This is a genomic window from Kitasatospora sp. NE20-6, assembly GCF_045862635.1.
Map to the genome: position 1 here is coordinate 62,962 of NZ_BPRL01000028.1, position 21,327 is coordinate 84,288.

A 21,327-nucleotide genomic window follows, 5' to 3' on the forward strand; every position below is an offset into this window, starting at 1 on the left:
CAGCAAACCGGGGCACACCGGACAGGCCAGGTGCGGGCGCCGCCGCCTCGGCTGCCGCCCTGCCATGTCTGCAGGACGACGTGTACAGGTGGTCAGTGGCCTGGAGCCGGGCCGGGTCGTCCAGGCCGCCCGGAGGCCGTGCCGCCCGGCTCCCACTCGATCTCACCCGGCAACCCACCACCGCGTGACCAGGGGAGCGCCTTGCCCCGGCCGGCCTCAGCGGTCGATCATTCACGGATGAGACCAGAAGTGCAGGCCTTCGTAGCCGACGGCCCCCTCCCCGACTGGGACGCCGACGAGGAGGACATCGACCGGCGGGTCGAGCAGCTCGAAGCCATCGCCAAGCCCGTCACCGGCGAGGAGGCCCAGGCGCTCGTCACCTGCTTCGGCCCCGACGACTGCTACGGCGTCGCCTGGACCCTCCTGCACCTCGTCGAGACCGGCCCGAACCCGGTTCTGACCACCGAGCCCGCCCCGGACGCCAACGAGTGGCACCACAGGCTCTGGGTCCGCATCGTCAACAGCGGACTCGCCCCCTCGGCTTGACCCGCCGACCCTGTGCGATGTCCACGACGAGTCGGCCTCCGGAGGCTGCCGCTTCCACTTCGCGCCGAGCATCCGCGCACGGCCCGAGGCCTCCTTCACGACCGAAGGCCCGACGGGCAGAGGCGGCACCTCAGGGCCGGTGGCCGGCCGGACGGCGGCGGTACCGGAGGCGGGGCCGGGCCCGGGCTGGTCGGGCGACCGTCTGCCGAGGCATCCGGGGTGTCGGCGCGGCGGTTCAGTCGGACGGCGGCCCGAACCGACCCGGTACCCACATCGGGGCCGGGCCGCCCCGCGGCATGTAGCAGGCCGCGTGTTCCTCCAGCCGCCCGGCCGCCCGGGCCGGATCCCCGTCGCTGAGCTCCACCAGGGCGGTGGCGGCGATCCGGGCGCAGGACAGCACCAGCGCGAGGGTGTCCTGGCGGCGGTGCCGCTCGCGGACGTACGCCTCGTACCGCTCGTCGATGTGCCGGCCGTGGACCCTCGTGTCCGGCGGGGTGTGCCGGCGGTCCGCGGTGACGACGTGGACGCCGTGCCAGACCATGGTGAGCGCGGTGGGCTCGGCCGGGTGCGCCGCACCCGTTCGGTGGGCCTGCTCGCGGGCCTGGGCCGACTGCCGGCCCAGGCAGTCGAGGACGGCCGCGCCGTCCCCTCCGCGGGTCTGCAGGAGCAGTTCCGCGGCCTGGTGGACGACCGACTGCAGGACCGGTCCGGCCGGCACCCGCAGGCCCGGCCCGGGCGGGTCGCCGAAGGCCAGCCACGCGTCGGCGAACGAGGCCGCCCGCATCCGTCCCAGCCAGGCCGGGGTTCCCGCCGTCTTGTCCAGTTGTTCCTCCACGCCCAGCCGGATCAGGCCCGCGGCGGTGAGCTGCGCCGCGTTCTCGTCCAGTGCGAGCAGTCGTCCGCTCCTCAGCACGCCATACCCCCGTCAGTGACCATCGGCCCGTGACCGCACATCCCACCACATCGGGACGCAGGCGAACGAGACAGGCCCCCCAGGTCACCCGACGTAACCGCTGCCGCCGTACCGGCGGGCCCGCCCGTGGACCGGGGCGTCCTTCCTGCCCGCACTCGAACGGCCGTGGGGGCACCGGCCCCTCCCCGGCGCGTGACCGGCCGGACCCTTTCGGTGTGCGTTCCGGCTCCGGGTCGGGGCGGCCGTCGGAGCTCACGGGCTGCGACGGTGCACGCCGCCTTCCTGCCGGCCCGCCCGGTCGGGCACCACCGTCGGCGAGCAGCGTCGCCCTCCTGCCGGAGGGGGCGGACCTGCCTGCCGCCGGCCGTGCCCGGGTACCAGGCATCCCGGTGAGCACGGCCTTCCTCGGCTCGATGAGAAGGTGCTCGAACGCGAACTCCGCCGGACGCTCACCCTCCGGCCGGAGGCCGTCCGGCCTTCGTGAACCGGACGGCCTGCGTGAAGCGGGCGGGCTCCGTACCGGCCGCGTTCCCTGCCGAGCCGGGCGTCCCCTGCCGGTGCGGCCCGTTCACCTCCGCCAGAACAGGTGGTGCGTGACGCCGCTCGCGCTGGGCACGACGTCCAGGTGGAACCGGTCGAGCAGTTCGTCGGGCGACTCCCAGAGCCGCAGTCCGGAGCCCAGTTTCACCGGGGAGACGGCCACGTGCAGAGTGTCCACGAGATCGGCGTCCAGGAACTCCCGGACGGTGGTGACCCCGCCGCCGAGTCGGACGTCCTTGCCCTGCGCCGCCTCCCGGGCTTGCTCCAGGACGGCCGCCGGGTCGCCGTCCACGAAGTGGAACGTGGTGTCGGAGAGCGTGAAGGAGGGACGCGCGTGGTGCGTCATGACGAACACCGGGGTCCGGAACGGCGGCTCGTCGCCCCACCAGCCGCGCCACTCGTGATCCTGCCAGGGCCCGCGCTGCGGACCGAACTTGTTGCGCCCCATGATCTCCGCGCCGATGTTCCGGGCGTAGTCCCTGGTGAGGTAGTCGTCCAGGCCCCGGCTGCCCCCGGGGTCCGTGCGCATCGGCCAGCTCGCCGTCGCACCGGCCCAGGCGAACAGCTTGCCGGGATCGACATGGCCGAACGGCCTCTCGAAGCTCTGGTCCTCACCCGCGCCGACTCCGTCGCTGGAAACGTTGAAATTCTGCACCCGAAGCAGCTGGACCATACGTTCCTCCTGGGTCGTCCCTGGACGGCCACGCTACCCCCGCCCCCTGTCAACCGGGCCCGGCACCCGGATCCCTGACTGCCGGTCAGCGTTCCGGCAGGCGCGGCGGGGGCCCGGGCCGAATCGCCGGCCACCCACGACCGACGACCCCCACCGGCCCGCGGCGCACAGCCTTGCGCGGGAGGCCGACAGCTTGATGCCCACCGCTTGACGCCCATCGCTTGATGCCCACCGCACGTCGCCGGTGCCGGCCGCCGATCGGCATGTTCACCCGGGCGTGTCGTCGGGCCGGTCCCGTGGCGGGTGGTGCACCGTCGGTTTCGTGACGACCACTGCGCAGCGCCCGCTCCCGGTGCCGGCCCGGGGGATGGTACGGATCCCGGGCGGTTCCTTCCTGATGGGCTCCGAGGACTTCTATCCGGAGGAGCAACCGGTGCACCCGGTGTCCGTCGACGGGTTCTGGATGGACGAGCATCCCGTCACCGTGGCGGCGTTCCGCCGCTTCGTGAAGGCGACCGGCTACGTCACCGTCGCGGAACGCCCGGTCGGTCCGGCCGACTACCCGGACGCGGACCCGGCCGGCCTCGTGCCGGGGGCACTGGTCTTCCACGGCACCCGCGGTCCGGTCGACCTGGACGACTGGCGCCGGTGGTGGAGCTACACCCCCGGCGCGTCGTGGCGCCACCCGCAGGGCGTGGGCAGCACCCTGGACGGGCGCGAGCGGCATCCGGTCACCCAGGTCGCCCACGAGGACGCCCGTGCCTACGCCGAGTGGGCCGGCAAGGACCTGCCGACGGAGGCGGAGTGGGAGTTCGCCGCCCGCGGCGGCCTCGCCGGGGCCGTCTTCCCCTGGGGCGACGAGTTCGCGCCCAGGGGGCGCCGGATGGCGAACACCTGGCACGGCCGGTTCCCCTGGGAGTACCTGGCGGCCGGAAGGAGCGACCCGGGCCCCGGCACCACCCCCGTCGGCTCCTACCCGCCCAACGGATACGGCCTGCACGACATGGCCGGCAACGTCTGGGAGTGGACCGCCGACCACTACACCACCCGCCGTCCCGGCGCTGCGCCCGGTGCCTGCTGCGCGCCGCACAACCCCCGCGTCGACGCCCCGGCACCGGCACCGCACCCGGCCCCGGACCCGGCCCCGTCCCCGATCCCGACCGGCTCCGACGCCCCGCCCGCGGAGCGGTTCCCCCGGCGGGTGGTCAAGGGCGGCTCGCACCTGTGCGCGCCGAACTACTGCCTGCGCTACCGGCCGGCGGCCCGGCAGGGGCAGAGCGAGGACACCGCAACCTGCCACCTCGGGTTCCGCTGCGTGATCCGCTGATGCCGCCCCACCCGCGCGGTCGCCACGGGCTGCGGACGGTGGCCGGTGCCCTGAGGATGGGCACCGGTGGCCTGTGCCCGGCACGGTGGAGCGGGCCGAACCCGGAAGGCGGTCTGCGGTGGCTGGGGTGTTTCGCGGTGTGGTGAACCTGGACGTCCGGGACTCGGTGCCGGACTGGTCCGTGTACGAGCAGCCGAGGGCGCCCGAGGGGGCGCCGAACGTGGTGTACATCGTGCTGGACGACGTCGGTTTCGGTGCGATGAGCTGCTACGGCGGGCCGATCGAGACCCCGAACATCGACCGGCTCGCCGAACGGGGCCTGCGCTACTCGCAGTGGCACACCACCGCGCTCTGCTCCCCGACCCGCTCCGCGCTGCTGACCGGCCGCAACCACACCACCAACGGCATGGCCTGCATCAGCGAGGCCGCGATCGGCTTCCCGAACGCCAACAGCCACATCCCGCCCGAATGCGCGACCCTCGCCGAGGTCCTCGTCGAGCGCGGCTACAGCACCGCGATCACCGGCAAGTGGCACCTGTGCCCGGAGGACGAGATGAACCTCGCCTCCACCCGGCGCAGCTGGCCGCTGGGCCGGGGCTTCGAACGGTTCTACGGCTTCCTCGGCGCGGAGAGCAGCCAGTGGTACCCGGACCTCGTCCACGACAACCACCCGGTCGAGCAGCCGGCCACCCCCGAGGAGGGCTACCACTTCGGCACCGACATCACCGACAGGGCGATCCAGTACTTCGACGACGTCAAGGCCATCGCCCCTGAGCGGCCGGTCTTCCTCTACTACGCGCCGGGCTGCGCACACGCCCCGCACCAGGCGCCGAAGGAGTGGATCGACCGCTACCGGGGCCGGTTCGACGGCGGGTACGAGGCGATGCGGGAGGAGATCCTGGCCCGTCAGAAGAGTTCGGGGCTCGTCCCGGAGAACACCGAGCTGCCGCCGCTGAACCCGATCGGGACGCCGGAGACCCGGACGGGGCCGGGCGGGGAGCCGTTCCCCGCGCTGGACTTCACCCGGCCCTGGGAGGAGCTGGGCGCGGACGAGCGGCGGCTGTTCGCGCGGATGGCCGAGGCGTACGCCGGGTTCCTGTCGCACTGCGACGACCAGATCGGCCGGCTGCTCGCCTACCTGGAGGACACCGGCCAGCTCGACAACACGATGTTCGTGGTGGTGTCCGACAACGGCGCGTCCGGTGAGGGCGGGCCGAACGGCTCGGTCAACGAGAACAAGTTCTTCAACAACGTCGCCGACGACATCGACGAGAACATGGCGATGATCGACAAGATCGGCGGCGTCGAGACGTACGGCCACTACCCGAACGGCTGGGCGATGGCCTTCAACACGCCGTTCAAGATGTGGAAGCGGTACTCGTTCAACGGCGGCACCTGCGACCCGTGCATCATCTCCTGGCCGGCGGGGATCGCCTCCCGCGGTGAGGTCCGCACGCAGTACCACCATGCGGTGGACATCATGCCGACCGTGCTGGACTGCATCGGCATCGAGATGCCGGATGCCGTCCGCGGCCATGTGCAGGTGCCGCTGCAGGGGGTCAGCATGCGGTACTCCTTCGACTCGCCGGCGCTGCCGTCGGCCCGCACCACGCAGTTCTACTCGATGCTCGGCACCCGCGGCATCTGGCACCAGGGGTGGAAGGCCGTCACCACGCATCCGGCGATCAGCGGCTGGGGCGCCTACGGCCAGGACACCTGGGAGCTGTACCACACGGACGAGGACCGCTCCGAGCTGCACGACCTCGCCGCGCAGGAGCCCGGCAGGCTCGCCGAGCTGATCGGCCTGTGGTTCTACGAGGCCGGCGTCAACCGGGCCCTCCCGCTGGACGACCGCTCCGCCCTGGAGATCCTCTCCACACCGCGACCGCAGCTCACCCCGCCGCGCAGCCGCTACGTGTACCGGCCCGGCGGCTCCGAGGTCCCCGAGGCCGTCGCGGTGAACATCCGCAACCGTTCCTACGCGATCGGCGCCCTCGTGGACGTTCCCGGCTCCGGCGCCTCGGGCGTACTGCTCGCCCACGGCGGCCGGTTCGGCGGCCACACCCTGTTCGTCAAGGGCAACCGCCTGCACTACGTCTACAACTTCCTCGGGACCGACCACCAGCTGGTCTCCGCCGACCACGACCTCCCCACCGGCGAACAGCTGATCCTCGCCGCCGCGTTCGAGAAGGACGGAGAGATCACCCCCGGCGTCGCCACCGGAATCCTGAGCCTCTACCACGGCGACCGGAAGGTCGGCGAAGGCCGGATCAAGACCCAGCCGGGCCGCTTCACCCTGGCCGGGGAGGGCCTGTCCGTCGGCCGCGACACCGGCGAGGCGGTCACCGGCCTCTACCCCGGCACCGCGCCCTGGGCGTTCACCGGCGGCACCCTGCACCGCGTCGCCGTCGACGTCAGCGGAGAGCCGTACATCGACCTGGAGACCGAGGCCCAGGCCATGCTCGCCCGCGAGTAGGCCCCACCGGACGAGCCTGGGCGGACCAGGACGAGCCGGGGCGCGGTGCCGGGGCAGAGGCCGGTGACCGCCTCTCCGGTGCGGGCGGTCGGCGGCGGGTCAGGGAGTGGTGCGGCCGTCGAGGTCGGCGCGGAGCTCGGCGAGGATCTCCCGGGTGCGGACGGTGTAGGGATGGTCCGGGCCCAGGGTCTCCTCGCGGCCGGTGACCACGTCGGCCATCAGATCGACGGCCTCCGGCAGGTGGCCCGCGGCCGCGCGTGTCCGGGCGTGGAGCAGTTGGGCGGAGACGGTGACCGGGTAGCGCGTTCCGTACAGCCGCAGGTAGTCGGCGAGGACGGCCGCGGCGAGCCGGTCGGCCTCCTCGGCCCGGTCGCCGAGTCGCCAGAGGGCGTAGGCGTGGTTGTGCCGGCCGACCACCGTCACCGCGTGGTCGGCGCCCAGGTGGCGGAGGCAGTCGGCGGGCAGGTCGCGGTCGGCCTCCCGGCGCAGCTCGTCCCCTTCGAGGTACTCCAGCCGGTCGGCCCGGGTGCGCAGGGTGAGCAGGTGGCCCGGGCCGAGAACGCGTTCGCGTCCTTCGGCGGCGCGGGCGAGCAGGGCGTGCGCCTCCTCGTGGTGCCCGTCGAGTTGATGGAGGCCGAACTGCAGGGCGTGGATGCTCTCCAGGGTGTCCGGGTGGTCCGGCCCGAGGAGTCGTTCGCGGATGCCGAGCACCCGGCGGTGCAGGGCCACGGCGGGGGTGAAGCGGCCGAGCCGGAACAGCGAGCGTCCTTCGCGGGTGCGGGCGGCGAGGACGGCTTCGTGTTCGGCGCCGAGGCGGGGTTCGGCGAGGTCCGCGCAGGTGCGGGCGAGTTCGTGGGCGGTGAGGTACTCGCCGGTGCGGTGCAGGGCGGTGGCGAGTCGCACCGCGACGGTGAGGGCGGCGGCGGTCACGGCGGGCGTGGTGGCGTGCCGTAGCAGCGCGGTGCAGTGCGGGGCGAGCAGCCCGAGGTTCGGGTCGTGCGGGCCGCGGGTGGGCTGCGGCGGGACGGCCCCGTCGAGACGGGCGACCGCGGCGGCGAGCAGGCCGTCGCGCCGGTCGGACGGGGTGCGGCGGGCGACGCTGTCGAGCACGATCCCGTGGGTGCGCAGGCAGCGGATGCCGTCCCGGCCGAGGTCGGTGAGGGAGTGGTCGAGCAGGCCGCGCAGGGCGGGCTCGACGCGTGCACGGGGGAGTCCGGGCACGGGCGCCGGGCCGGTCAGGAGTTGGACCGGCAGCGGGTCGGGCCCCCAGCAGGCGAGCAGTTGCAGCAGGGTGGCGGCTTCCGGGAGTCCCCGTGCGGCGAGCGCGTCGAGGGAGAGCTGCCAGGTGGTGCCGAGCAGCAGGCGGTCGTCGCGGATGTCCGGGTCGGCGTCGTCGTGGAGGGCCGTGAGCCCGTGCCCGTCGTCGAGGCTGCGGTCGTAGTCGGCCATGGTCCAGGGGTCGAGCACCTGGTTCGCGAGGAAGCTGCCGGCGAGGGTCAGGGCGAGCGGCAGCCGTCCGAGCCGGTCGGCGATCCGTTCGGCCTCCGCCACGGAGCCGGTCTCCGGGGCGAGGTCGTGCAGCACTCGGGCGGCGTCCTGCCGGGGCAGGACGCCGACGTGCAGCAGCTCTGCCTCCGGCCACCAGCGGGTGGCCGCCTGACGGGTGGTGACGAGCACCACGCCGGACGGGCTGCCGCGCAGCCAGCCGCCGTCCTGGAGCACCGCGGGGTCGTCCGCGTTGTCGAGGACGAGCAGCCAGGGGCGGTCGGAGCGGTCGAGGTGGTCCCAGGCGAGGTCGGCACCGGCCCGCAGGCCGCTGCGGGCGGCGACGAGCTCGCCCTCCTGGGCACCCCGGTCGGCGGCGACGGCGAGCATGCCGGAGCGCAGACCTGCCGCGTCGGAGGCGTTCACCCAGAGGCAGAGGCGGCCGGCGTTCTCGGCGGCGCGCCGGAAGAGGGTGTGGGCGACGGCGGTCTTGCCGGCGCCGCCGAGCCCGTGCAGGACGTGCACGGTACCGGCCTGGCCGGGGGCGACGGCCGCCTCCAGCCGGCCCATCAGCTCGGTGCGGTCGCGCAGGACGAGCGGGGTGCGGCCGACGGCGGGCCGGCGTACGGAGTCCGGGCCGGACCGGTCGGGCGCGGGGTGGTGATGCTCGGTGATGTGGAGGTCACCGGCCGCCTGGTAGACCCGGCCGTGGCCGTCGGCCCGTCCGGACATCCGGTCCCCGCCCGTCACGGCACGGGCCGCTCGGTGACGTGGATCGACTGCCCCGCCTGGTAGATGCGGGCGCTGCCGGAAGCCTGCGCGCTCTGGGTGACCGTGCCGGGCGCGGCCTGCGGCAGGTGCGGGGCGAGCTCGTCGACCAGGGCGCGCAGACCTGCCGCTGCCTGCGGGTCCGCGGCGAGCAGCCGACGGATCCTGCCCTGCCACTCGGCACGCAGTTCGTCCTCGGCGGCGGTGTCGCCGCAGGCCTGCGCGTCGGCGAGGTCGGAGCGGGTCGCGTCCGCCTCGGCCGCCACCGCCTCGGCCCGCTCGGGCTGGGAGCGCCGCCACAGCCCGGCCAGGCCGTCACGGGCCTGCTGCCACAGCTCGGTGGACAGGGCGGTGACGACGGCGCTCGCGGCGCTGCCGGCGAGCACGATGAGCTCAGGATCCACTTTTCCCCCGGGACTCGACCACGAACCTGACGTACTGTCGGACGATTCTAGTGGCTCGTCCCGGATGGTTGACCTGCATATTCAGCAGCCGGGCACCCCGGCGTGGCCGGTGGCGCAGTGGTGGTTCGCCTCGACGCGGTCGGCGCCGGTGAAGCCGGGGTCCGGGGTCCGGGTGCGGGGTCCGGGGTGCGGGACGGATCAGTAGACGTCGCGGACGTAGCGCTTGTCGCTCGCGAGCCGGCGGACGTACGCGGCGGCCGTGTCCTCGTCCATGCCGCCGTGGGCGGCGGCGATCTCGCGCAGGGCCTGGTCTACGTCCTTGGCCATGCGGCCGGCGTCGCCGCAGACGTAGAAGTGCGCGCCGTCCTGGAGCCAGCGCCACAGCCGCGGGCCGTGCTCGCGCATGCGGTCCTGGACGTAGACCTTGTTGCGCTGGTCCCGGGAGAAGGCGACGTCGAGGCGGTCCAGGTGGCCGGAGGCCCGGTAGGCCTCCAGTTCCTCGCGGTAGTAGAAGTCGGTGGCCTCGCGCTGCTCGCCGAAGAACAGCCAGTTGGGGCCGGTGTGGCCGCGGGCCTGCCGGTCCTCCAGGAAGCCGATGAACGGCGCGACGCCGGTACCCGGACCCACCATGATCATCGGGGTGGCGGAGGCGGCGGGCGGGCGGAAGTGCGGGGAGGGCTGGACGAACACCGGCACCGGGCCGTCGTCGGCACTGTCCGCGAGGTAGGTGGAGCAGACGCCCTTGCGGTCGCGGCCGAGGTCGTTGGTGTAGCGGACGACGGACACGGTGAGGCGCACCTCGCTCGGGTGCGCGAGCGGGCTGGAGGAGATGGAGTACAGGCGGGGCTGGAGGCGCTTGAGCACCGGGGCCCATTCGGCGGCGGAGGCCCGGACGGGGAAGGCGCCGATGACGTCGGCGGCCTGCCGGCCCCAGCTCCACTTCGCCAGCTCCCCCTTGTTGTCGGGGCGCAGCAGTCGCTTGAGGTCGCGGTCGCCGGTGCGGTCGGCGACGAACCTGAGCAGGTCGGGGGTGATGCGGGCGATGTCGAGGCGGGTGCGCAGGGCCTCGCCGAGGGGGACGTCGCCGTCGCCGGGCAGGGTGACGTCCTGGTCGGGGTCGAGGCCGGTGAGGGCGAGCCATTCGGCGACGAGTGCGGAGCCGTTGGCGGGCCGGACGCCGAGGGCGTCGCCCGCCTCGTAGGCGAGTTCGCCGCCGCGGGTGTCGAAGGCGAACTGCCGTACCTCCTTCTGCGATCCGGGCAGGCTGAGGACGCGGTTGCCGATCAGGAGGGTCGGGAAGGGGGATGTCTTCGAGTAGCCGGCCGGTGCGGTGGGCCGTGTCGCGGGGGCCGTGGTGGCAGACGGAGCCACGACGGCCGCGGGCGCGGCGGGCGGCACCGGTGCGGCGGCGGCCTCCGCGTTCGCCGTGGCGGCCGGGGCGGGGGCGGGCTGCGGTTCGAGGATGGCGGTGAAGGCCGCGGTGACCTGGTCGAGCCACTGCGCGGCGGGCTCGTCGTCGTCGGGTTCGCAGTCGGTGCGCGGGTGCAGACGGGTCGCGCCGAGCTCGGCGAGGCGCTCGTCCAGGCGGCGGCCGTGGCCGCAGAAGTCGTCGTAGTTGGAGTCGCCGAACGCCAGGACGGAGTACCGCGCGCCCTCCAGCCGGGACGTACCGTCGGCGGCGAGGGCCTGCCAGAAGTCGGCGCCGTTGTCCGGGGCGTCGCCGTCGCCGAACGTGCTGGTGACGATCAGCAGGTCGGTGCCGGCGGTGAGCTGTCGGGGGGTGGCGTCGGCCATGGCGAGCAGGGTCGGGGTGCGGCCGGCCTCGGTCAGGCGGGCGGCCGCGGTGGCGGCGAAGTCCTCGGCGTTGCCGGTCTGCGAGGCCCACAGGACGAGCAGTTCGCGGGCCGGGGCGGCGGCGGGCACGGCGCCGCCGGGACCGGAGGCCGGGCCCGGGGAGACGTGCGTGGCGGGGGCGGCCGTCCCGGGTGCGTGCGTGACGGGTGCGTGCGTGACGGGGACGGTTGTGCGGGAGAACATGCCGGCCAGTACGCCGTCGACCCACAGCGCCGTCCCGGGGGCGAAGGGGGCGTTCGCGGGCAGCACCGGGACGCCGCCGGGTGGTGCCAGGGCGACGCCGGAGAGGTATCCGGAGAGGAACCGGCGCTCGGGTTCGGCGAGGGCCGGCGGGGTGAGGTCGGTGATGCCGAACAGTGCCGCGAGGGCGGGGACGGCACCGGACACGGCACCGGGCACGCCGCCGGCCGTGGCCGGGGCGGGGACCGCGGCGGCCTGCGGCAGGGCGGGCAGGTTCTGCGGCTGCTTCCGGGCCGGGACGGCGGGGTCGGTGGTGGCCGGCACGGGGGCGGTCTCCTTGGGTGCGGGGGCGGGCACCACGCGCATCGACACGGCGCAGGCCTTGAACTCCGGCTGGAAGGAGATCGGGTCGACGGCGTCGTTGGTGACGGCGTTGATGCTGAGGTACTCGCCGAAGAGGTCGTTCCAGTGGAACGGTGCGAAGCAGTTGCCGGGGCGGACCCGGTCGGTGACGACGGCGGGCAGCACGGCCCGGCCGCGGCGGGAGGCGACCTCGATGTGGTCGCCGTCCTCGGCGTCCAGCGCGGCCGCGTCCTCCGGGTGGAGCTCGACGAACGGGCCGGGGTTGAGCCTGTTGAGCTTGGCGACCTTGCCGGTCTTGGTGAGGGTGTGCCACTGGTGCTGGAGCCGGCCGGTGTTCAGGACGAACGGGTAGTCGTCGTCGGGGAGTTCGGCGGCGGGCAGGTGCGGGCGGGGAAAGAACTGCGCCCGGCCGGACGCGGTGGGGAAGACCAGTCGGGGCCGGGTGCCGTCCTCGCGCTCCAGCAGGGTCTGGCTGACGCCGTCGTTGAGGTAGCGGATCGGGTTGCGGTCGTCCCCGTCCGCGGACGGGGCCGGCCACTGCACCGGCGTCTCCCGCAGCCGCCCGTAGCTGACACCGCGCAGGTCCCAGCCGGTCTTCGGGTTCCAGGCCCGCTTGAGCTCCTCGAAGACGTCCTCGGAGCTCGCGTAGGTGAACGCGTCGGCGAAGCCCATCTCGCAGGCGATGCGGGCGATCAACTGCCAGTCCGGCAGCGCCTGCCCGGGCGGGTCCACGACCCCCTGCACGAGGGTGAGGTTGCGCTCCGAGTTGACCATCACGCCGTCGGACTCCGCCCACAGCGTCGCCGGAAGCACCACGTCCGCGTACGCGCTGGTCTCGGTCTCGGCGAACACGTCCTGGGTGATGACGAGTTCGGCGGCCTCCAGACCGGCGATGACGGTCCTGCGGTTGGCGACGGAGGCGACCGGGTTGGTGCAGATGATCCAGCAGGCCTTGATGTCGCCCGCGGCCATCTGCTCGAACATCTCGACCGTGCCGCGGCCCACCTCGGTCCGCAGGGTGCCCGCTTCGACGCCCCACAGGTCCTCGACGAAGGCCCGCTCCGCATCCACCAGGACGGAGCGCTGGCCCGGCAGGCCGGGGCCCATGTAACCCATCTCGCGGCCGCCCATGGCGTTGGGCTGGCCGGTCAGCGAGAACGGGCCCGAGCCGGGGCGGCAGATGGCGCCGGTGGCGAGGTGCAGGTTGACCAGGGCGTTGGTGTTCCAGGTGCCGTGGGTCGACTGGTTCAGCCCCATCGTCCAGCAGCTCATCCACTCGCCGGCCTCGCCGATCCACCGCGCGGCCTGCCGGATGTCCGCCTCCGGGATGCCGGTGATCTCGGCGACCTTCTCCGGCGGGTAGTCCGCCAGGAAGGAGGGCATCTCCTGCCAGCCGTCGGTGAACTCCGCGATGAACGCCTCGTCGGTGTGACCGTCGGCAACCAGCAGGTGCAACAGGCCGTTCAGCAGGGCGAGGTCGGTGCCGGGCCTGATCTGGAGGAAGAGGTCGGCCTTGTCGGCGGTGGCGTTGCGCCGCGGGTCGACGACGATGAGCTTCGCCCCGGCCGACTTGATGCGGTCCATCATCCGCAGGAACAGGATCGGGTGGCAGTCCGCCATGTTGGCGCCGATCACGAAGAACGCGTCGGCCCGGTCGAAGTCCCGGTACGAGCCGGGCGGGCCGTCCGCGCCCAGCGACAGCTTGTAGCCGGAACCCGCGGAGGCCATGCACAGACGGGAGTTGGACTCGATCTGGTTCGTCCGCACGAAACCCTTGGACAGCTTGTTCGCGAGGTACTGCGCCTCCAGCGACATCTGCCCGGAGACGTAGAAGGAGAGCGCGTCCGGGCCGTGCTCGTCGAGGATCGCGCGCAGCCGCCCGGCGACCGCGGTGATCGCCGCGTCCACGTCCGCCTCGACCGGCTCGGCGCCGCGCTCGGCACGGATCAGCGCCCTGGAGGCCCGCCCCGGGGCGGCCATCATGTCGGCACTGGTGGAGCCCTTGGTGCACAGCCGCCCGAAGTTCGTCGGATGCTGCTTGTCCCCGGAGGTCTTCTTCGCGGTGCGCCGCCCGGTGACGGCGTCCCGGCCGATCTCCAGCACGATGCCGCAGCCGACGCCGCAGTACGAGCAGACCGTCCGCACGCTGTCCGCCTTCGAGCCTGGCGTCGTCACCGAGACTCCCCTCCCCCGGGATCGCAGTCCTCGCCTCCCGGTGCGCACGCGGGGCGCGGCACGGCAGGCGGTGGGGAGTTCCCACGATCATCACCGTAGGAAGACCGGATTACCGGGTCGTCACACCCGGTGGGTACGGGGAGTTAAGCCGACCGCACAGCGTGCACCGCCGATGTGTGAGCGTCACGGCTGCGGGCGGGACGTCACGGGGAAGGTGCCGAAGCACCATGCCGCGGCGCGGGCGCCCGCGGCGCAAACGGTCCGGATCATGACTCACGCGCCCCCGTACGGCGGGGTGCGGGCGCCGCTCACCGGTCGGGCAAGCCCTTCAGGACACGATCAAGTGCCGACCGGCCTGCGGGCCCCCAGTTCGGCTTGCCGCCGGGCAGGCCGTGGTCCCCGTTCCGGCCCATCAACATCAGGAACAGGCTCTTCATCGCGGCCAGCCCGCGCGCCCGCCGGATCGCCGCCTCGTCCGCCTGCGCGTAGCTGTCGAAGAACCGTGAGGCGCCGCCCGCAGGGAGCAGCAGCCAGGCGGCCGCAAGGTCCCACGCCGGGTCGCCGGCGAAGACGTCGCCGAAGTCGACGACGCCCGCCAGTGTGCCGTCCGCGACGACGACGTTCGCGGGGTGCAGGTCCCCGTGCACCCACACCCGCGGGCCCTCCCACCCGGGAGCCGCGACCGCGTCGTCCCACACGGCCCGGATGTCGCCCTCGGCGAAGCGCCCGAGGTCCACGGCCCGCAGGAAGTGCTCGAAGCCGTCCGTGCACTCCCCGGGACGGCCGCCGCGGTCCGAGGCGTCCGGCGCCTCGGCGGGCGCCTCCACGTGCAGCGCCTTCAGGAAGGCCGCCAGGACGTCGGCCGCGTGGTCCCCGCGGGTGATCGAGCCGTGGTCCAGCGGCGTGCCTTCGACCCATGTCATGACGGTCCAGACCTTGGGGAAGCGCTCGGACGGTGCACCGCTCCGTACCGGAATCGGGATCGGGAGCGGCAGGCGCGGGGCCAGCACCGGCAGCCAGCGGCGCTCCTTGAGCTGCGGATCGGGGAGCTTGTCCATCCGCTGCATCCGGACGGCCAACTCGTCCCCGAGGCGCCACATCTGGTTGCCCCAGCCGCCCGCCACCTCGCGGATGGGCAGCTCGGCCAGATCCGGATGCTGCTCCCTCAGCAGGTCGCGGACCACATCTTCGCCGATCTCGATCTCGGATTCGATCATGGGAAGCCACGGTACTTGAGGCAGGCGGACCCGACCCTGCCCTTGGGGAGAAACGCCGTACCGGTCGTCAGGCCGGTGCCGCGGCCGGCTCGGTGGCGGCCAGGGCCTTGCCGGTGAGGGCACGGTTGTAGCGGCGCAGGAGGAGGACCGCGGTGGTGGCGAGGCCGATGAGCAGGCCGACCCACAGGCCCCGGGTCTCGCCTCCGAGGGGGTGGGCGAGGAGCCAGGAGGCGGGCAGGCCGACGGCCCAGTAGCCGATGAGGGTGATGCGGAAGCCGCTCCTGGTGTCGTCGAGACCGCGGAGCAGGCCGACGCCGATGTTCTGGGCGCAGTCGAAGAACTGCAGGACGGCGACGACGGCGAGCAGGCCGGTGGCGATGGCGAGGCCCTGCTGGTCGGCGGCCGCGTCCGGGTCGAAGTACGGGCGCAGGACGACGCCGGGCAGGACGAGGTAGACGGCGCCGACGACCGTCATCACGGCGGCACCGCAGGCCAGCGCGGTGTTCTTGATGCGCCGTGCGGCACCGAAGTCCCCGAGGGCGAGCTCGCGGCTGACGTTGATGGACGCGGCGTGGGAGAGTCCGACGGCCACCTGGAAGACGATGTAGATCAGCTGGTTGACCGCGGTGTGGGCGGCGAGGGCCGCAGCGCCGAAGCTGCCGGCGAGCAGCGCGGTGACGGAGAAGAACCCGGCCTCCGAGCCGTAGGTGGCGGCGATCGGGGTGCCGAGGCCCAGCAGGCGGCGCACCGTCGCCGGGTCGGCCTTCCAGAACGCGGGATCGAGCAGCGGCGCGAGCAGGTGGTCGCGCCGGGTGGAGGCGTACAGGGCGAGGAAGGAGAGCAGGTGGACGCTGCTGGTGGCGACGCCGATGCCGGTGAGGCCGAGCCGGGGCAGGCCGAAGGTGCCGTGGATGAAGGCCCAGTCGAGGGCGGCGTTGACGGCGACGGAGGCGAGGGTGATCTGCAGGAGCGCCTGGGGGCGGCGCATGCCGACGGTGAACTGCCGGATCGCCTGGAACCACAGGCACGGGACGAGGCCGGGGGCGAGAGCGGCGAGCATGCCCTGGGCCCGGTCGGCGATGGCGGCGTCCTGACCGAGGAGGGTCGCCGCCTGGCCGATCAGGACCATGCCGACGGCGCCGGCGATGCCCGCGAGGGTGGCGACCGCCATCGCGGCGCGCACCAGCAGGCGGACCTCGCCGTCCGAGCCGCCGCCACCGGCTACGTCGAGACGGCCACGGCCGGCGGCGAACACCTGTGGCACCTGATGGTCCGCGAGGTACTGCCCAACCTCCGCTCCACCCTGCTCGCCCTGTTCGGCCTGCGCTTCGTCGAAGGCGTCTACGTCGTCTCCGTCGCGGCCTTCCTCCAACTCGGCCCCCAACCCCCCGAAGCCGACTGGGCCCTGATGATCCGCGAGAACGCCCCCGGCATCATGCTCAACCCCTGGTCCGTCGCAGCGCCCTGCCTGGCCATCGGCCTGCTCGCCGTCAGCGTCAACCTCGCCGCCGACGCCCTCGCACCCGCCCGGCCCACCCCGGAGACCCCCCTGTGAACACCAGCACGGCCACCGCCCGGGTCACCGGCCTCAGCATCACCCTCCCCGACGGCACCCCGCTGCTCGCCGACACCACCCTGACCCTGCAGCCGGGCCGCGTCCACGCCGTCACCGGCCCGTCCGGCTCCGGCAAGACCACCCTGCTGCGCGCCCTCGCCGGCCTCCACCCCGCCACCACCGGCACCCTCACCCTCCACGGCCGACCGCTCACCGGCACCCACCACACGCGCACCCGCGAACAACTGCGCCGCATCCAGCTCGTCCCGCAGAACCCCCTCGGCGCGCTCAACCCCGCCCGCACCGTCGGCGCCACCCTCACCCGCCCGCTCCAGCTCCACACCACCACGCCCCCGCAGCAGCGCCCCGACCGCGTGGCCCGACTCCTCACCGCCGTCGGCCTGCCCCCCGACTTCGCCACCCGCCACCCGGGCGAACTCTCCGGCGGACAACGCCAGCGCGTCTCCATCGCACGGGCCCTGGCCGCCGACCCGGCCGTCCTGCTGTGCGACGAGATCACCTCCGCCCTCGACGCGGCCACCGCCGACGGCATCATGGCCCTCCTCCGAGACCTGCGGACCGCCCGGGGCCTCGCCGTCGTCCTCGTCACCCACGACCTGAACCTCGTGGCGGCACACGCCGACGACACCCTCCACCTCACCCCCGGCCCGCTGCACCCTGCCGCGCCCTGACCGCGGGGCGGCCCCGGCCGCGCCTCCCACACCCTGGAGAGGACCGGCGAAGCGACCGCGCTCTTCCACGGGCCCGGGGAGGAGCAGCGGGACGCGTCGGAGCGCTCACGGGAAGCCGCTCACGGGAAGTACAGTGACGCTTTCTCCAGGACGTGCCCCGTGAACATCCCGCCCCACGCGACCCCGCCCCGGTACATGGTGACCCGGGCAGTCCCGGGTACCGCCGTCTCCACCGTGATCGGCCGTCCGAGCAGGGTGGTTCCCATGAGGCGGGCGTCCGCCGCCGCCCACTGGGTCGCGGACGGCTGGACGCTGCCGCTGACCAGGGCCGGCAGGACCGTCGCCGCGTTGCGGGCGCCGGGCAGACCGCTGCGGATGCTCCTGGCACGCTCCATCGCCCATCCCGTGAACTCGGCCAGCAAGGCCGTGTCGATCTCGGGGACGGCTGCGGCGAGGACGAAGATCTCGGTCTTGGTGCCGAACCATCGCGCCTTGCGGTCCGACCGGCCGCCGAACACCACACGGTGGTCACGCCAGGTGGCCGCGGTCACGCGGCAGCCGTCGGCCGCCAGCCGCTCACCGAGCTCCTCAAGGTAGGTGCCGGCCGCGTCGACCGGTGATGCCCCGTTCGCCTGTTCCTGTGTCATGACGTGGATCCTCCAGCACCGGTACGACAAGCAGAAGACCAAAGGCTGCCGGCCCGTTGCACGGGAGCCGTCGGATCCCGGGACGCGCAGCCTGACGGTGAACTCCTCGGTCAGCCGCGGGTCCTGTCCGGACTCCGCCTTCCTCGGCCCCGACACACCAGCGCTCCGAGTTGAGCAAGTTCGGCGAGTTCGGCGAGTTGGGCGGGCTCGCCCGGTGAGCCGCCCGCACTGTCGTGGCGGCGCTGTCGTGACGGTGTGTCAGAATCCCGCGTGTGGTCGAGAACACGGGGATGAACACCTATCAGCGCCTGGCCGTCCGGCTGCACGAGCTCGGCATGATCACCCGCCGGAAGGCGGACGAGGCGGTCGCGTGCACCGCCGACTGGGGCGAGCCCCGAGCGGACCGGCGCAGCGAGGAGCTGGCCGGGGTGTTCGAGGTGTGCGACGTGGCCCTGCAGGTCCACGGCGAGGACGTCGACTTCGCGGAGGACGCCTACACCGGCATCCTCGAGGACGCGGAGCGGATGACCGGAGGTGCGGTGACCGTCACCGACGTGGGGCTGGCCGGTGCGATCGGCTCGCCCCGGACTCTCGGCTTCAAGGTCAACGGCGAGCCGAAGTCCTGGTGGATCGAGCAGGAGTCCGACGACTACCTCGACCTGGGCGCCGTTCGGGAGGGCATCTGCGACCTCGTCCCGGGCGGCGGCGACCCCCGGGTCTTCCACCGCGTCCCCGGCAGGGGCGCCTGCGCCGACGACCACTACCTGCTGGCCACCCCCGGGCAGGCGGCGGCGCTGCGCGACGGGTTCGGCCTGCGCATCGAGGTCCGCGGCCCGGACGGGCTGCCCGTCCACGAACGGTAGCCCTGCCTCGGTCCGGGCCGCGGCGGAGCGGGTGGTCCTTCTCCCGCCGTCACCAGGTCCGGTAGGCCGAGAAGGGCCGCCGGGATCCGTCGCCCCAGCGGACGGCTATGAGCAGGTCGTCGTGCCGGAACAGGCCCGCGAGCTCGGCGTTGCCGTCGTCGGTGTCGCGGGAGAAGGTGCGCTCGTCCACCGTCCCGCCCGTGGCGGAGTCGTAGACGTACAGCTCGTCGAGGCCCTTCCGGGAACGGGTGAAGACCGTCACGCGGCCTCCTCCCGCGTGCATCCCCGTGACACCCCGCCAGGTGCCGAGGGAATCCGAGCTCCACACCTCGTCCCCGCTCACCAGGTCGTAGGCGACAACGCCGTGACCGGCGGCGAAGAGCTTCCCGTCGGCGACGGCCGCTTCGTCGCCGGTGACGTCGATCTTCCCCTGGCGGCGGCCGTCCTGCCCGAAGGCGAAGTAGGCGTGCACGCCGTGCCCGACCGGCTCCTGGACCTTCAGCACGGTCGGTTCGGCGGACAGGAAGGACGTGAAGGAATCCGCGGCCACGGGTCGCCGGGCGTCCAGCGGGACGGTCCACCGTTCCCTGCCGTCGGCCGGGTCGAAGGCGGCCAGCTTCGCCTCGGTGCCGCACCCGAGGACGGCGAGCACCTGCTGCGGTGCGACGGCGACCCGGCGCGGGAGGCAGCCCTCCGGCACGGCGGCCTTCCAGCGCGGGGCGCCGGTCCGCAGGTCGAAGGCGCGCAGCGCCTGGTCACCGGGGATCACGGGCCGTGCGCCCTCCGCCGGTTCCTCGTCACGGCGCTCGTCCTCGTCAAGGACCACGGCGAGACCGGCCCCCGCGGCGACGGTGTCGGAGCCGGAGCCGTCCTTCGGCGCGGCGGAGCCCGGCCTGCGGCCGGTGCGCCACAGCTCACGGCCGTCCTCCAGGTCGATCGCGGCGACGGTGGCACAGCCCTTGCCCTCCGTGAGGCCGACCAGCACGACGGAGTCGGCGGCGTTGCCGGTGGCGCAGATCTCGGCCCGGCCGGGCACGGCGTACTCCCAGCGGCGCTCGCCCGTCCCGGCGTCGAAAGCGGTGACGGCGTCGAAGCGGCTGCGGACGACGGTGTCGCCGAGGGCCCAGGCCGCGTTGCCGTACCCGGCGGCGGTCCGGTCGTACGGGGTGTCCCAGACGCGCTCCATCGAGTCACCCGGCAGGTGGCCCGTCTCCGAGGCGACGCAGGAGGCGAGGCCTCCGACGAGGGCGAGCGGAACGCCGATCAGGACCAGCACGGCAGGCACTCGCCGCCATGCCCCCGACGGTGCGCCGCCGGTCGTGCTCGCTGCCATGCGGATCCCCACCCCCGGCTCGAAAAGGTCGAAGCCCCGTCAGGGTAGAGGACACGTGATCATCCGCGCAGCCCGCACCCGACGCCGGCCGGCTCGCCCGGGCCTCGGGCCGGACCCCGCCTTCGGGAAGGGGCCCGGGTGCGGTCCCGCGGGGCCGTTCAGCCGGACGGGGACGGCTGTCCGCTGACCTCGTCCAGTTCGACGCCGCCCAGTTTGACGCCGTCCAGCTTGGCACCGTCCAGTCTGATGCCGTCCAGCTTGGCGTCGGTGAGATCCGCAGCGGTGAGATCCGCGTTCTGGAGGTCGGCACCCGTCAGGTCCGCGCCCCGGAGGTCCGCGCCCGCGAGGTACGCGCCCGCCAGTTTCACCTGGGGCAGGAACGCCCCGGGCAGTTTCGCGAGTTCGAGGACCGCGCCGGTCAGATCGGCACACTCGGATGTGCTCTGGCCTTCGAACATCACACAGATGGACGCGTCGGTCAGGTCCGCCTCGGTCAGGCCCGCACCGGAGAGGTTCGCATCGAGCAGGAAGGCCTTCGTGAGGTTCGCGCCGGCCATCTGCGTGGCGCGGAGGTCCGCGCCCGAGAGGTCCGCCTCGCGGAAGTCCGCGTTCGACAGCTCCGATCCCCGAAGGTCGGCCTCCCGGAAGCCGGCTCCGCGGAAGTAGATGTTCTCATCGGTGATCGCATACTTCAGACCGCGCAGATCGGCGTGGCCGAGATCGATTCCCGGCCCCGTGTCGGGGCCGGGCGCACGGTGGGCCAGCACGTTCATCACGGCCTGGATGTCGGTGGGGGCCGAGTATCCCGTCGGAGGCTCCGGGGCCGGCTCCGTACCGCTCACCGGGATGCCGGCGTGCAGGCGCACGTACGCGGACAGCACGGACACGACGGTGGAACGGTCACGCGAGGAGTCCTGCATGATGCGCTCCAGCGCGTAGATTCCCCCCAGGCGCACGTCCAGCGATTCCGCGCCCAGATTGGTGATCGCGGCGGTGAACCGGGTGGTGATCTGTCCCTGCTCGGCGATCCTGAGCTCCTTGCTCGCCTGTCCCACCTGCATCCAGGTGAACAGCAGCGCGCCCAGCGCGGCCAGACCCGGCAGGCTGACGATCAGCAGACCGAGCCACTGCGTCTGGCCGCCGACCGCAGGGCCGCCCGCTCCGGACTGCCGCCGTCGGCCGCGCCGCCGGGCATCACGTCGCCGGGCGATACGGCGCAGCCACCCGCTGTGACGATTCCCGTTCATCGCCCCATGACACATCACGGGCTCCGGGGCAGGTCGACCCGCCACGCCGCCGGTGCCCCCGGACGGTCC

16 protein-coding genes are annotated in these 21,327 nt (G+C 73.6%); 6 read left to right on the forward strand and 10 right to left on the reverse strand.

Translation table 11 applies throughout. The features are described 5' to 3' along the window. Positions 1-237 precede the first annotated feature (237 nt). On the forward strand, positions 238-546 hold the full coding sequence (locus SNE206_RS20900) for a hypothetical protein (RefSeq protein ID WP_407914969.1): 309 nt from the start codon (positions 238-240) through the stop codon (positions 544-546). Between the two features lie 235 nt (positions 547-781). On the opposite strand, the gene SNE206_RS20905 is transcribed toward SNE206_RS20900, so the two are convergent. Next, positions 782-1,459, reverse strand: coding sequence for a hypothetical protein (locus tag SNE206_RS20905; RefSeq protein ID WP_407914970.1), 678 nt, complete (start codon positions 1,457-1,459; stop codon positions 782-784). 568 nt (positions 1,460-2,027) lie between these two features. Further along, positions 2,028-2,672: a dihydrofolate reductase family protein gene (locus SNE206_RS20910; RefSeq protein WP_407914971.1), complete on the reverse strand. Its 645-nt coding sequence runs from the start codon at positions 2,670-2,672 to the stop codon at positions 2,028-2,030. 322 nt (positions 2,673-2,994) lie between these two features. On the opposite strand from SNE206_RS20910, the gene SNE206_RS20915 reads away from it, so the two are divergent. Both SNE206_RS20915 and SNE206_RS20920 read left to right on the forward strand, forming a co-directional pair. Then, positions 2,995-3,999: a formylglycine-generating enzyme family protein gene (locus SNE206_RS20915; RefSeq protein ID WP_407914972.1), complete on the forward strand. Its 1,005-nt coding sequence runs from the start codon at positions 2,995-2,997 to the stop codon at positions 3,997-3,999. A 118-nt stretch (positions 4,000-4,117) separates the two neighbouring features. Then, the gene (locus tag SNE206_RS20920) at positions 4,118-6,475 is read left to right on the forward strand and encodes an arylsulfatase (RefSeq protein WP_407914973.1); all 2,358 of its coding nucleotides are present in this window, start codon (positions 4,118-4,120) and stop codon (positions 6,473-6,475) included. 99 nt (positions 6,476-6,574) lie between these two features. On the opposite strand, the gene SNE206_RS20925 is transcribed toward SNE206_RS20920, so the two are convergent. From SNE206_RS20925 to SNE206_RS20945, 5 genes are all read right to left on the reverse strand, one after another. Next, a complete protein-coding gene (locus tag SNE206_RS20925; RefSeq protein WP_407914974.1) occupies positions 6,575-8,692 on the reverse strand; it encodes a tetratricopeptide repeat protein in 2,118 nt (705 codons plus the stop codon). A 14-nt stretch (positions 8,693-8,706) separates the two neighbouring features. Next, positions 8,707-9,132: a hypothetical protein gene (locus SNE206_RS20930; protein WP_407914975.1), complete on the reverse strand. Its 426-nt coding sequence runs from the start codon at positions 9,130-9,132 to the stop codon at positions 8,707-8,709. Between the two features lie 198 nt (positions 9,133-9,330). Further along, on the reverse strand, positions 9,331-13,704 hold the full coding sequence (locus SNE206_RS20935) for a molybdopterin-dependent oxidoreductase (RefSeq protein ID WP_407914976.1): 4,374 nt from the start codon (positions 13,702-13,704) through the stop codon (positions 9,331-9,333). Between the two features lie 308 nt (positions 13,705-14,012). Next, entirely contained in the window at positions 14,013-14,921 is a 909-nt protein-coding gene (locus tag SNE206_RS20940) for a phosphotransferase (RefSeq protein WP_407914977.1), read from the reverse strand. A gap of 67 nt (positions 14,922-14,988) precedes the next feature. After that, the gene (locus SNE206_RS20945) at positions 14,989-16,176 is read right to left on the reverse strand and encodes an MATE family efflux transporter (protein WP_407914978.1); all 1,188 of its coding nucleotides are present in this window, start codon (positions 16,174-16,176) and stop codon (positions 14,989-14,991) included. Between SNE206_RS20945 and SNE206_RS20950 the strand changes: the two genes are divergently transcribed. Further along, positions 16,177-16,476, forward strand: coding sequence for an ABC transporter permease subunit (locus tag SNE206_RS20950; protein ID WP_407915030.1), 300 nt, complete (start codon positions 16,177-16,179; stop codon positions 16,474-16,476). Next, a complete protein-coding gene (locus tag SNE206_RS20955) occupies positions 16,473-17,168 on the forward strand; it encodes an ABC transporter ATP-binding protein (RefSeq protein ID WP_407914979.1) in 696 nt (231 codons plus the stop codon). The genes SNE206_RS20950 and SNE206_RS20955 overlap by 4 nt, the downstream gene beginning before the upstream one ends. 119 nt (positions 17,169-17,287) lie before the next feature. Here the strand turns inward: SNE206_RS20955 and SNE206_RS20960 are convergent, their stop codons facing one another. Next, positions 17,288-17,815 (reverse strand): hypothetical protein, encoded by a 528-nt coding sequence (locus SNE206_RS20960; RefSeq protein WP_407914980.1) that lies wholly within the window; start codon positions 17,813-17,815, stop codon positions 17,288-17,290. Positions 17,816-18,087: 272 nt separating this feature from the next. Here SNE206_RS20960 and SNE206_RS20965 point away from each other — a divergent pair, with 272 nt between their 5' ends. Further along, complete coding sequence (locus SNE206_RS20965; RefSeq protein ID WP_407914981.1) at positions 18,088-18,678, forward strand: hypothetical protein; 591 nt, start codon at positions 18,088-18,090, stop codon at positions 18,676-18,678. A gap of 49 nt (positions 18,679-18,727) precedes the next feature. Here SNE206_RS20965 and SNE206_RS20970 read toward each other — a convergent pair whose 3' ends face one another. Together SNE206_RS20970 and SNE206_RS20975 are read right to left on the reverse strand one after the other, a co-directional pair. Next, entirely contained in the window at positions 18,728-20,011 is a 1,284-nt protein-coding gene (locus SNE206_RS20970; RefSeq protein ID WP_407914982.1) for a PQQ-binding-like beta-propeller repeat protein, read from the reverse strand. Positions 20,012-20,169: 158 nt separating this feature from the next. Next, positions 20,170-21,273, reverse strand: a complete 1,104-nt coding sequence (locus SNE206_RS20975) for a pentapeptide repeat-containing protein (RefSeq protein WP_407914983.1) — start codon at positions 21,271-21,273, stop codon at positions 20,170-20,172. Positions 21,274-21,327: the final 54 nt, after the last annotated feature.